The 11922-nt window shown below is 52.4% G+C and carries 9 protein-coding genes and 1 pseudogene; 6 read left to right on the top strand and 4 right to left on the bottom strand.

The genetic code is table 11. The annotated features are described in order from the left end of the window. Positions 1-27 precede the first annotated feature (27 nt). The 3 genes from L370_RS09695 to L370_RS23430 all read left to right on the top strand — a co-directional run bounded on the left by L370_RS09695 (position 28) and on the right by L370_RS23430 (position 4511). A complete protein-coding gene (locus tag L370_RS09695; RefSeq protein ID WP_023334793.1) occupies positions 28-1464 on the top strand; it encodes an MFS transporter in 1437 nt (478 codons plus the stop codon). Positions 1465-1529: 65 nt separating this feature from the next. Next, positions 1530-2774 carry a mechanosensitive ion channel family protein gene (locus tag L370_RS09700; protein ID WP_023334792.1) on the top strand — a complete coding sequence of 415 codons (1245 nt, stop codon included), beginning with the start codon at positions 1530-1532 and terminating at the stop codon, positions 2772-2774. A 385-nt stretch (positions 2775-3159) separates the two neighbouring features. Then, a protein-coding gene (locus tag L370_RS23430) for an IS3 family transposase (protein ID WP_155858014.1) occupies positions 3160-4511 on the top strand; the annotation gives its coding sequence in 2 pieces (ribosomal slippage) (positions 3160-3610 and positions 3610-4511; 1353 coding nt in all). A 229-nt stretch (positions 4512-4740) separates the two neighbouring features. On the opposite strand, the gene pheP is transcribed toward L370_RS23430, so the two are convergent. The 4 genes and pseudogenes from pheP to L370_RS22320 form a co-directional block, all read right to left on the bottom strand. Further along, positions 4741-6129 carry a phenylalanine transporter gene (pheP, locus tag L370_RS09710; protein WP_023334791.1) on the bottom strand — a complete coding sequence of 463 codons (1389 nt, stop codon included), beginning with the start codon at positions 6127-6129 and terminating at the stop codon, positions 4741-4743. Positions 6130-6232: 103 nt separating this feature from the next. Then, positions 6233-6690: pseudogene (locus tag L370_RS23215) on the bottom strand (hypothetical protein); the annotation flags it as partial. A gap of 30 nt (positions 6691-6720) precedes the next feature. Next, complete coding sequence (locus L370_RS09725; RefSeq protein ID WP_023334788.1) at positions 6721-7185, bottom strand: hypothetical protein; 465 nt, start codon at positions 7183-7185, stop codon at positions 6721-6723. Next, the gene (locus L370_RS22320) at positions 7172-7966 is read right to left on the bottom strand and encodes a winged helix-turn-helix domain-containing protein (RefSeq protein WP_023334787.1); all 795 of its coding nucleotides are present in this window, start codon (positions 7964-7966) and stop codon (positions 7172-7174) included. The genes L370_RS09725 and L370_RS22320 overlap by 14 nt, the downstream gene beginning before the upstream one ends. Before the next feature lie 537 nt (positions 7967-8503). Here L370_RS22320 and L370_RS09730 point away from each other — a divergent pair. From L370_RS09730 to L370_RS09740, 3 genes are all read left to right on the top strand, one after another. After that, on the top strand, positions 8504-8974 hold the full coding sequence (locus L370_RS09730) for a winged helix-turn-helix domain-containing protein (protein WP_023334786.1): 471 nt from the start codon (positions 8504-8506) through the stop codon (positions 8972-8974). Between the two features lie 206 nt (positions 8975-9180). Next, complete coding sequence (locus tag L370_RS09735; RefSeq protein ID WP_255344014.1) at positions 9181-11043, top strand: methyl-accepting chemotaxis protein; 1863 nt, start codon at positions 9181-9183, stop codon at positions 11041-11043. Continuing rightward, positions 11028-11921, top strand: a complete 894-nt coding sequence (locus L370_RS09740) for an EAL domain-containing protein (protein WP_255344013.1) — start codon at positions 11028-11030, stop codon at positions 11919-11921. The genes L370_RS09735 and L370_RS09740 overlap by 16 nt, the downstream gene beginning before the upstream one ends. The last annotated feature ends 1 nt before the right edge of the window (position 11922 follow it).

Here is an 11922-nt window from a genome sequence, read left to right as displayed (position 1 = left end):
TCTGATGAATGACGCAATGGAGTTACCATGAATACGTCAGTTGTTTCACCGGGCCGCGCTGGCCTGATACTGCTGCTAACCGGCCAGATGCTGCCGATGATTGATACCTCAATCACCAACGTGGCGCTGGACGCCATCACCCATTCGCTGCACGCCACCGCCACCGAGCTGGAGCTGATTGTCGCCCTCTACGGCGTGGCCTTCGCCGTCTGCCTGGCGCTCGGCAGCAAGCTGGGGGATAACGTTGGCCGTCGGCGTCTGTTTATGTGGGGCGTCGCGAGCTTTGGCCTGGCCTCGCTGCTGTGCGGCATCGCGGGCAATATCGAACAGCTGCTGGCCGCGCGCATTGTTCAGGGCGCGGGCGCGGCGCTCATCATGCCGCAAATTCTCGCCACGCTGCACGTGACCTTAAAGGGTACGGCGCACGCCAAAGCCATTAGCCTGTTTGGCGGCATCGGTGGGATTGCGTTTATCGTCGGCCAGATGGGCGGCGGCTGGCTGGTATCGGCGGATATTGCCGGGCTGGGCTGGCGGAACGCTTTCTTCATCAACGTGCCGATTTGCCTGGTGGTGCTGGCGCTGAGCCGCCGCTACGTGCCGGAAACCCGCCGCGATACACCGTCGCGCATTGACTGGACCGGCACCGTGCTGCTGGCGATGATTCTCTGCTGCCTGCTGTTCCCGATGGCGCTTGGCCCACAGTGGCACTGGTCGTGGCCGCTGAAGACAGCGCTAATTGCCATTATTCCACTGGCCTGGCTGATGGCGCTGAATGCGCGCAAAAAGGAGCGTGAGAATGCCCACCCGCTGATCCCGCCGCGCCTGCTGCAGCTTCGCAGCGTCCGCTTTGGCATTCTGATTGCGATGCTCTTTTTCAGCGTCTGGTCCGGGTTTATGTTCTGTATGGCGCTGACCATGCAAACCGGTCTGGGGATGGCACCGTGGCAGTCCGGGAACAGTTTTATCGCCCTCGGGGTGACTTATTTTATCTCTGCATGGTTCGCGCCGCGGCTGATCGCCCGCTACAGCACCAGCACCATTCTGCTGACAGGTCTGGCGATCCAGATTGTCGGCCTGCTGGCGCTGATCGCCACGTTCCGCGTCTGGGGAATGGAGAATACCGCCCTGACGCTGGCGCCCGCGACCGGGCTGGTCGGCTACGGGCAGGCGCTGATCGTGAACAGCTTCTACCGCATCGGGATGCGCGATATTCAGCCTGACGACGCGGGAGCCGCGAGCGCCATTCTCAGCACGCTGCAGCAGGCGGCGCTGGGGCTTGGCCCGGCTATTTTTGGCGCGATTTTGCTCCACGCGCTGCAGAATCATCACGGGGATTATACCCAGGCGGTGAACGTCTTCCTGACGGTGGAAACGGTGATGATGGTGGTGCTGGCGCTGGCGACGCTGCGCATGCGCCATCGCCTCTGCTTACCCGTGGTGAAGGTCTGTCAGGCCGCCAAATAAGCCCGTGAATTTGCATAATAGATCCGCAGCCGCCATTATGGGGCTGCATCAATACAGGAGACGTTATGCAGGAATTAATTGCTCAGGTTGAAGAGTTAGGCATTGAAATTAATCACACCACTTCTTTAGTGATTATCTTTGGTATTATTTTTCTTACCGCCATCATCGTTCATTTTATTCTTCACAAAGTGGTGCTTCGCGCGTTCGAAAAACGCGCGCAGGCCAGCAGCCATTTGTGGTTGCAGATCATTACCCAGAATAAATTATTTCACCGTCTTGCCTTCACCCTTCAGGGGATAATCGTCAACGTCCAGGCGGTACTGTGGCTGCAAAAGGGCAGCGAAGCAGCGGAAATTCTCACTACCTGCGCAAAGCTGTGGGTGATGGTGTATGCCCTGCTCTCCTTCTTCTCGCTGCTGGACGTGATTTTTAATCTGTCGCAGAAAATGGCCACCGCATCACAGCTGCCGCTGAAAGGGATCTTCCAGGGCATCAAGCTGGTGAGCGCCATCCTGGTGGGGATATTGATTATCTCCCTGCTGATCGGTCAGTCCCCGGCGATTTTGATAAGCGGTCTGGGCGCCATGGCCGCCGTTCTGATGCTGGTGTTTAAAGACCCGATACTCGGACTGGTGGCGGGTATTCAGCTTTCCGCCAACGACATGCTCAAGCTCGGCGACTGGCTGGAGATGCCGAAATACGGCGCTAACGGTACGGTGACGGACATTGGCCTGACCACCGTGAAGGTACGCAACTTCGATAATACGATTACAACCATTCCGACGTGGGCGCTGGTCTCCGACGCCTTTATTAACTGGAGCGGCATGTCTGCCTCCGGCGGGCGACGTATTAAGCGCAGCCTGAATATTGATACCACCAGCATTCATTTTCTCGACGAGCAGGAGCAGCAGAAACTCATTCAGGCGAAGCTGCTGAAGCCCTATCTGTCCGCGCGACATGAGGAAATTAACCTGTGGAATCAGCAGAACGGCGAAGGGGAGTCGGTATTAAACCTGCGTAAGATGACCAATATTGGTACCTTCCGCGCCTACCTGAACGAATATCTGCGCAACCACCCGCGCATTCGCAAAGATATGACGCTGATGGTGCGCCAGCTTGCGCCTGACGCGAACGGTTTGCCGATTGAAATATATGCCTTCACCAACACGGTGGTCTGGGCAGAATATGAGGAGATTCAGGCCGACATCTTCGACCATATTTTTGCGGTGGTGGATGAATTTGGGCTGCGTATTCACCAGTCGCCGACGGGGAATGATATTCGCGCCCTGGCGGGCGTTATCGTCAAATAATCTGTTTCGGACACCGGGCGTGAAGGCAGGTGCGGCCTGGTGCCCTCACCCCGGCCCTCTCCCACAGGGCTGAGGAATCCCCAGTAATTTTTTAAACTGGAAGCGACCTACGTTGCATCAGGAAAATGAATAACTTACAGCGATACCCTGGTCCGGCTGTAAATCGCTGAGGTGTTTCCTGCAGGCCGGGGCGAGGCGCATGGATGCGCCGAGAGGGCGGGCTTTACAGGGATGTTACCTCCGCCCGGACCCGATAAGCCGGAAGGAATAAGCCGAAGGCACCGCGAAGCGGCGATTTACCGCCGGGAGCCCGGGTTGCCAGGGTGGTGGCGATTGCACTGAACCCCTAAACCTGGACACCAGATCATAGAATCTGGAGGTTCAGATGAGGTATCCCTTTCACATCCGTCTTGCGGCTGTTCAGCATTACATGACTGGCCAGTCGAGTATCAAAGAAACAGCCCGCCTGTTTTCTGTTGGTCGAACACCTCTCACCCGATGGATACGGACTTACAGGCGCCAGGGTAAGGCTGGGCTGGAGGATCGTCCTGCACGAACCTATACTTCTGCTTTCAGGCTCCGCGTAATCCGTTATGTGGCTGAACACGGATGCAGCTATGCGGAAGCTTCAGCGCGCTTTGCCATTCCAAATGAGTCGCTCATTCTTGACTGGACAAGACGTTACCGGAAAGGCGGCGCACAGGCGCTTAATACAGCCAAATCCGGGCCCGCTATGTCACAGAAAAAGTTTATACCTGACTCCAGACCGCTCAGTGAGATGACTCCCTCAGAACTTCTGAGAGAGCTGGAATACCTGCGGGCGGAAAACGCATATCTAAAAAAGCTCAAAGCCCTGAGGGAAGAAAAGGCTCTCAGGGAACAGCAGAAAAAACGCGAGTAATACAGGGTCTGCTCGCAGACCACCGGCTTGTTTACCTGCTCTGTGCCGCAGGGCTGGCACGCAGCACGTATTATTACCAGATATCCAGACCCGCAAATGAGCCGGTTCGGTATGCGGCGGCTGTCAGTGCTATGTTCACGATCAGCCAGAGAAATGCCCAACGTTATGGCTATCGAAGAATGACGGCGGCACTGCGTAATGAAGCCTTCACTCTGAACCATAAAACGGTTCGTATATTGATGAAAAAGCATGATCTGACATGCCGGTTGCGCCGAAGAAAATACCGCTCCTGTATGGCCGGCGGCGGCCCGGCTTCCGATAATATTCTTGCCCGTAACTTCAGAGCCGAATGCAGTGGGATAAAGTGGTGCACAGACGTGACAGAGTTCCGTGCCGGTGGTCAAAAACTGTTCCTGTCAGCCCTTCAGGATCTGTTCAATAATGAAATTGTGGCCTGGCAAACATCAACCAGTCAGTCACAACCTCTGGTCTGCAGGATGCTAAAAAAAGCGCTTAAAGCATGCAGAAACAAAGAAGGCGCGATGTTGCACAGTGATCAAGGCTGGGCTTACAGAACGCCTGTATGGCGCAGAATGCTGGCTGACGCAGGCATCACACAAAGTATGTCGCGTAAGGGTAACTGTCTGGATAATGCAGTAATGGAAAACTTCTTCAGTCATCTGAAGGTAGAGATGTATTACAGGAAAAAGTACAGTTCAGTGGAAGAGCTTGAAAGCGATATTGGCAGGTATATTCGCTATTACAACACCGAACGAATCAGTTTAAAAATGGGCGGGATGAGTCCGGTTGAATACCGAACTCTGACAGAACAATAAAGAAAGCAAGGTGTCCAGGTTTAGGGGTTCAGTGCAGATTGAGCCACCCTGGCACGTTCACCGGTCATGTCGTTACAAAGCAGCAAGGAACATAAAGTGAACGGAATGACCACTATAGCCGTATATTCCCCTCACCCTAACCCTCTCCCCGGAGGGGCGAGGGGATTGTTCTCTGCTCGCATTTTTTTGTGGGGATCCCTCAGCCCACAGGGAGAGGGAGAAAACCGCGCTACTTTTTGCGTGAGAGCTTAAAGGCAATAAACAGGAAGATAACCCACACCGGCAGCAGCATCGCCGACAGGCGCATCTCATCCATGGTGCACATCAGCACCAGAATCAGCCCCAGGAAAGCGATACAGATGTAGTTCCCCGCCGGGTAAAGCAGCGCTTTGAACTGCGTTTCGCGTCCCTTGCGGCGCATCGCGGCGCGGAATCGCAGGTGCGCCAGGCAGATCATGATCCAGTTCAGCAGCAGCGTGGCGACAACCAGCGCCATCAGCAGGCCAAAGGCCTCTTTCGGCAGCAGATAGTTGATCAGCACCACCAGCGAGGTGATTGCGCCGGAAAGGAACAAGGAGTTCACCGGCACGCCGCGACGGCTGACGCGGGTGAGGAACTTCGGCGCGTTGCCCTGTACGGAGAGGCCAAACAGCATACGGCTGTTGGAGTAAACGCCGCTGTTATAGACCGACAGTGACGCCACCAGAATGACGAAGTTCAGCGCCGAGGCCACCAGGTTACTGTTCATATCGTGGAAAATCATCACGAACGGGCTGCTGTCGGACTTCACTTCCACCCACGGATAGAGCGCCAGCAGCACCACCAGCGAGCCGATGTAGAACAGCAGAATACGGTACACCACCTGGTTGACCGCTTTGGGAATGCTTTTATGCGGGTCGCGCGCTTCCGCAGCGGTAATACCAATCAGCTCTAATCCACCGAAGGAGAACATGATCACTGCCAGGGAAAGAATCAGCCCTTTCCAGCCGGTGGCCAGGAAGCCACCGTGCTGCCACAGGTTGTCGATCGTTGCGCGCTCGCCGCCGTGGCCGGAGAACAGCAGCCACAGGCCAAAGCCGATCATCCCGATAATCGCCAGCACCTTGATCAGCGCAAACCAGAACTCGGTTTCGCCATACAGGCGCACGTTGACGAGGTTAACGGCGTTAATAATGATGAAAAAGGCCGCCGCCCAGATCCACGTCGGGACATCCGGCAGCCAGTACTGCATGTAAATGCCTGCGGCGGTCAGCTCCGCCATCCCCACCAGCACGAACATGACCCAGTAGTTCCAGCCGGACAGGAAGCCTGCAAACGGGCCCCAGTATTTATAAGCAAAGTGCGCGAAGGAGCCTGAAACCGGCTCTTCAACAACCATCTCGCCAAGCTGGCGCATGATCAGGAAAGCGATAATCCCGGCGATACCGTAACCCAGCAGAACCGCCGGGCCAGCCATCTGAATAGCGGGGCCGATACCGAGAAACAGCCCGGTACCGATCGCGCCGCCAAGGGCAATGAGCTGAATATGTCGATTTTGCAAACCACGTTGCAGCGTCGGATTCTGATCCGACGAGGCTTCAGCGCTACCATGGCCTGAAGCGGATGACGCGTCTTTCACGTCCTACCCCTGTCTCTTTTTTAGAAGGGGCACGTTTTAACACTTCATGCTGGAGGTAGCAAGGGATTGGGGCATCCCTGCCCCGGATAACGAGGTGGAACGCTTAAAACGCGTAGCCAACCGAGACCTTAAAGGTACGCGGTTCGCCCTGCGTAATATAGGTACCGGAATCGTCCACGCTGGCCCAGTAGTTTTCATTGGTCACGTTGTCGATGCCCGCACGAACCGTCATCTGGTATTCATTGTGGTTCACCGCGAAGCGATAACGCATTCCCAGCACTGGCTCGCCGAAGACGTTCAGCTCCACGCCACGGTTACGCTGGTCAGCGGATCGCTGTACTTTCCACCAGAGCCGTTGAAGTTGGTGCTGTCCGGCATCTCGACGCCGGTGTTGTGGTAGATGTTGGTCGTCGGGTTATCCTTCGTCGCCGACATTTTCCACGCGATTTTTTCGTTTTTGGTCATCGCCGAATAGCCGACGTTGACCTTGTGCGAGACGAGGCCAGTATTGAAGCTACCGCGAACGCCCGCCATGCCGCTGACGGAATCGCTGATGCGGTTGGCAGGATGCGAGATGAAAGCGGCGTCTACTCATCCTTTGGCACAGTAGAACGCGGGGGAATTTCCGAAGGTGAAGAGATAGCCAGAGGCATTTACAGGAACGATGTCCACACTAATGCCATGATCGCGATAATGGAAAAAATCAGGAATATGTCGTCGAAAGAGTACGTCTTTTTTCGGCAGTTCGTTAGTGTCGCTGGAGACCATAATCACTCGCCCCTCCTCACGCCAGTAATTGAAGGCTATCTTATTGCTGACGATGACCGTCTGCTGGCCCGACTGACTATACTCTCCGGTGGAATCGTAGGTGCCTTTGCCATTATTAAATGTAAACGTCATAAGGGAATCCACCCGGGAATCATCTTCAACAATGATTAAATGGCTCTCGCAGGTAAAGTGATTCTGCTGATAATGCATGTACCAGGCGTAAAATAATGGCGCGGCAATCATCAGCATAATAACCAATCCGCACGCCTTACGACTAGTCATTTTCATGATATTGCTTCCTGTACATGATTGAATCACACTGAGCGCCAGCAATATCGGGCAATTTATCGCAGACAATCACCGACGTGCCGTCTTGAAAACGATTGATCGTCATATAGGCTACCCCACCAGCATTGCATTGAATGGGATAACGTTTTGTCAACGCGGTATAAATACCCTGGCTTTTTATTTTATCGTGCCACGAAGAGTAAACGTCGCAACCTGCGATATTACCTATCGGTTGATATGCTTTAAATCCGGAATCCTGTACATGTAGCTGTTGAAACAGCACCGTACACGAGAGGATAAATAAAACCGCAGAGGCCGCCCCATACGCTATTTTTTTCGAGAAAAAAGGGAACCGGCTATCTGTTACGCAGGGTGGCGGGATATAAGATTCAGGGGGCAAACTCGCCGGTGCCGCGACGTCCAGCGAGATAAAGCGTTCTACCGTCCCCGTTTGAATGTGTGCAATCGACTTAAACCCCGTCTTGGGAACAGTTTGCACAACATTCTCTGCCAGACCCGCCATCTTGAGCGCTTTACGAATGGAAGCGATCGTCTGGTATAGCGCATTAGTCGAGACTATCGCGCCCTGTTTTTCCCAAACCGCCGAAAAAAGATAACGCTGTGTAAGCACTTCGCCGTTGTGTTCAAGCAGCAGCAGCAGGCATTCACTAACCGGACCGTGCAGGATAACAGCACGCTCGGGGTAGCCCGAAAGCGGACAGAGTCGACGCTGCTCGGGCTCAAAAAGCACTAAGCCATTTATCAAAAAGACAGACTTCATGACGCATCAACTATGAGGGTAAAGGGAAGTAGTACATTCATCATTATTATGTTTACGCGTCCGTTTCCGCTTTCTGATTCAGAAATTAAGGCTTTCACATCAACCCACTACACCTCTCGAAGACGGCACTTTGTATCGTAACGCCATGCTTAAGGTTTTTCTTAGTCAGTATAAATCATTTAACTTCATTCCTCTTTATCGCTGACGCACCGTAACGTAGGGGTTGTCGAAACGATGCGCCAGGAAACCCTCTTCTGGCAAAGAAGATAGAGAGAAATGCTGAGAGTTTCCTAAAATAAGCATTTTATCTTGAGTTATCGGTTGGATAGTCATTTACAGAATGAGTGCACTACAAATGCACTCCATGTAGTTTTTTAAACTAAAAATACGACTTACATCGACAAAAACTCCATGCCAGGGTAAGGCCTATCCGGTTTCTTATAGCGCGTCGGGGTGTGTATTGGAATGCATTCATAGCAGCCATATAATCCACCACATAAAGAGTAAGGATTATCTCAGGCTTATATTTAGGAGTGCATGTTAGTTTCTCAATTGTGGGTAAATGATATGGGCTATCGACTATATGGATTTATGATCGGCGAAGAAATCCATTTTGATATATCTAATCGCAGACTATACCGACTCACAGGCAGTCACACAGATAAAAGCATTGCATTCGCATCAATCTATTTTAATGAAACGATGCTTAGACTTTTTCTTTTTTTATTGAAGAATGGCAGAACCAGACCAGTCTCAAAAGAAGAGTTATTTGAAGAAGTTTGGGAGGCGCATAACCTGAGTCCTTCCACACAGCGATTATGGCAAGTTTTGCATAATCTAACGAACAAACTGAATGTCTTAGGCTTACCCGAAGATTTTATTCGCAACATTAAAGGGCGTGGTTACATTATTAACTATCCAGATGTAATCCCCGTTTATTACAGAATGAGCGAACTCCCAGCTCATTCCGTTAAAAAAGAGGAGACGACAGATAGCCTGAGTGAGTGATGTCAACTCAGGTTTTTTGCCCTGAGCACCTGTGCGAGGGGCTTTTTTTTATTATCTCTCTTCAGCATCAATTCTTTCGTTAATGATTTATTAGCATTGTTGTTTGGTTTATACCAACACTGGAATTATATATGAGCATAATCAACCATTTTGCCAATTTAAAAGTCCGTAACAAGTTATTTTTTGGTTTTTCCCTCGTATTGCTCGTGACGATTGTTATTCTGATTTCAGGTTTTCTGGGTCTTAGCAACATTCAGGATAAAGTCGATAAAAACGGCCATACCGCCGATATGTTTAACGCACTTTCGCAGGTCCGCTTAGGGCGGACGAATTTCCAGTACACCCTTGATCAGAAGTACCTGGAGCAGACCAACGCAGGCACGCAACGCATGCAGAGCATTGTCGCCAGTATGGAAAAGCTGCCCTGGTCCCCGGAGGGGAAAAAAGCGCTGGATGATACGGCAAATGCGGTGAATAGCTATGTCGCTACCCTGTTGCCTTTCACAAAATCCCTTTCAGAAAAAAGAATCAGTGAACAAAAACTCAACACCCAGGGTTTATGCGATAACTCCGTGCTGGCTTCAGCGTTAAGCCGTAATGGTACGCTGGATTCTCAGCATACCCTTATAGCTGCACAGATTGCTTTTACCATGAGCGACATTGACACTCAGGTAACGCTTTATAAACAGCATCCTGGCGATAAGTTAATGAAGGGGATCCGCGAGCGTCTCGATTCAGCGAAATCAGATACCGAACAACTGTTACCGGTTGCTACCCGGGAACAAAAGGTTTGGTTGCAGTCTGGTCTTGAGGACATGGAAAACGTCGCGGCTGAGCTGCAGAATTACCAAAACGTCTGGAATAAACAGTCGACGCTCTCCGATACCCTAACCGGTAAAGCCATAACGTTAACGCATGCCATACAGACGCTATTTAGCCTCCAGCAGAAAAAAGTGGCCGATACGGTGGATAGCGTTCAATTACAAATGGGCGTTGTTGCCGCAATCGGTCTTGCGCTTGGCATCTTTTTGGCAATGGGCATCACCCTGTCCATCACCCGTCCGCTTAATGAAACATTGCGCGTCGCGGAGCAAATCGCCAGCGGCGATCTCACCAGCACCCTGACCAGCGCGCGTCGTGATGAGCCAGGACTGTTAATGCAGGCCGTCGCAACCATGAATGCAAACCTGCAAAACATCATTAATGATGTGCGCAATGGGGTAGATAGCGTCGCGCGTTCGTCTTCAGAAATTGCCGCGGGCAATATGGACTTGTCGTCGCGGACCGAGCAGCAGTCAGCCGCCGTCGTCGAAACCGCCGCCAGCATGGAAGAGTTAACCTCTACCGTCGCCCTCAACGCTGAAAATGCTAACCACGCGCGGCGCCTGGCAGATGAAGCCTCGCAAAACGCGACGGAAGGCAGTCAGCTCTCAATGAAGGTGATCGATACCATGAAAAACGTGCGCAGCAGTTCGCACCGTATTTCAGAGATCACCTCCGTCATTAACAGTATCGCCTTCCAGACCAACATTCTGGCGCTGAATGCCGCCGTTGAAGCCGCCCGGGCAGGCGATCAGGGTAAAGGCTTCGCCGTTGTCGCCGCTGAAGTGCGAACACTTGCCCAGCGCAGCGCGCAGTCCGCTAAAGAGATTGAAAACCTGATTAAAGAATCGGTCGTGCATGTGGATACCGGCTTTAGTCTGGTTGAAAGCGCGGGTGATGCAATGACGAAAATTGAGACATCCGTAGCGCAGGTGCGTGACATCATGAACGAAATTGCCGCTGCCACCGATGAGCAGAGCCGCGGAATTTCACAAATTGCTCAGGCCATGGCTGAAATGGACACCACGACTCAGCAAAATGCCGCCCTGGTGGAAGAGTCTTCTGCTGCGGCCAGTTCTCTGGAGGCCCAGGCGGTTCAACTTGAAAAAGTGGTATCGATTTTTCGCGTCTCGAAAGCTCACGCCCTGCGTCCTGAGCTCCAGTCAAAAGAGAGCATACAGACCGCCAGCGTAGCACCTTTTAAACGACCTTCCCCCCGTAACCAGGACGAATGGGTCAAATTCTGATAACTTCCGCGCGGCTGCCGGGACACGCCGCCGCGCGTTTAAGGCTCTCGATGATAACCACGACAAAATCAATTCCGGGAATGCTCGGCAGCTTCACCACCCTGCTGGCTCGCCTGTTTAGCTTCACCCCGGAAAGCACCTTGAGCGCGGCGATTGAAAAGCGCGAGATTGTGCCGGTCTACCAGCCCTTTTTTGACAGCCAGACGGGCAACATTGCGGGTATCGAAGTGCTTGCTCGCTGGAATCATCCGCTGTATGGCCCAGTGTCTCCGGATACCTTTATCCCACTGGCGGAGAAGCACCGGCTGATTGCCCCACTCACGCATCATCTGATTCAGCAGGTAATTGCCGATCTCCAGCCTTGCATCCATCTCTTTCCCGATCGGCTCTATATCAACCTTAATCTGAGCCCCCATAACTGTCTCGATCCGCGCTTTGAAACAGATACTCTTGAGCTTTTGCAAAAACTTGCAGTGGGTCAGATTCAGCTGGTCATCGAAATCACGGAACAAAATCCGCTGCATTTTACGCCACAACTGAGTGAATGGTTTGCAACGCTTCGTCAATCCAATATCGCGCTGGCGCTGGATGACTTCGGGACAGGCTATTCAAACCTCGCTTACATTCACTCGCTGGAACCCGAATTCATCAAGATAGACAAACTGTTTGTTAGCCAGATTTGTGAAAATGGCGATACCCGGCTCGTGGACAGCCTTATCGAGCTGGCAAAAAAAATGCATCTCAGCATTATTGCAGAAGGCGTTGAAACAGAGGCTCAGGCTGACTACCTGCGCTTAAAGAACAGCGATTTTTTACAAGGTTATTTTTTCTGCAAGCCGATGAAAATTCATGAAATCATCGAAAGAATTCACGCATGAT

Origin of the sequence: Enterobacter sp. MGH 24, from assembly GCF_000493015.1 — a bacterium.
Taxonomy (GTDB): Bacteria; Pseudomonadota; Gammaproteobacteria; order Enterobacterales; family Enterobacteriaceae; genus Enterobacter.
Note: the sequence above shows the minus strand (reverse complement) of the source record. Positions and strands in the feature narration are given on the sequence as shown.

What these genes read in the sequence shown, in the direction of transcription:
- L370_RS09725 (WP_023334788.1), bottom strand. Translation starts at nt 7,185, where the DNA reads ATGAAAATGACTAGTCGTAAGGCGTGCGGATTGGTTATTATGCTGATG.
- L370_RS09740 (WP_255344013.1), top strand. Translation starts at nt 11,028, where the DNA reads ATGGGTCAAATTCTGATAACTTCCGCGCGGCTGCCGGGACACGCCGCC.
- L370_RS22320 (WP_023334787.1), bottom strand. Translation starts at nt 7,966, where the DNA reads ATGAAGTCTGTCTTTTTGATAAATGGCTTAGTGCTTTTTGAGCCCGAG.
- L370_RS09730 (WP_023334786.1), top strand. Translation starts at nt 8,504, where the DNA reads ATGTTAGTTTCTCAATTGTGGGTAAATGATATGGGCTATCGACTATAT.
- L370_RS09700 (WP_023334792.1), top strand. Translation starts at nt 1,530, where the DNA reads ATGCAGGAATTAATTGCTCAGGTTGAAGAGTTAGGCATTGAAATTAAT.
- L370_RS09695 (WP_023334793.1), top strand. Translation starts at nt 28, where the DNA reads ATGAATACGTCAGTTGTTTCACCGGGCCGCGCTGGCCTGATACTGCTG.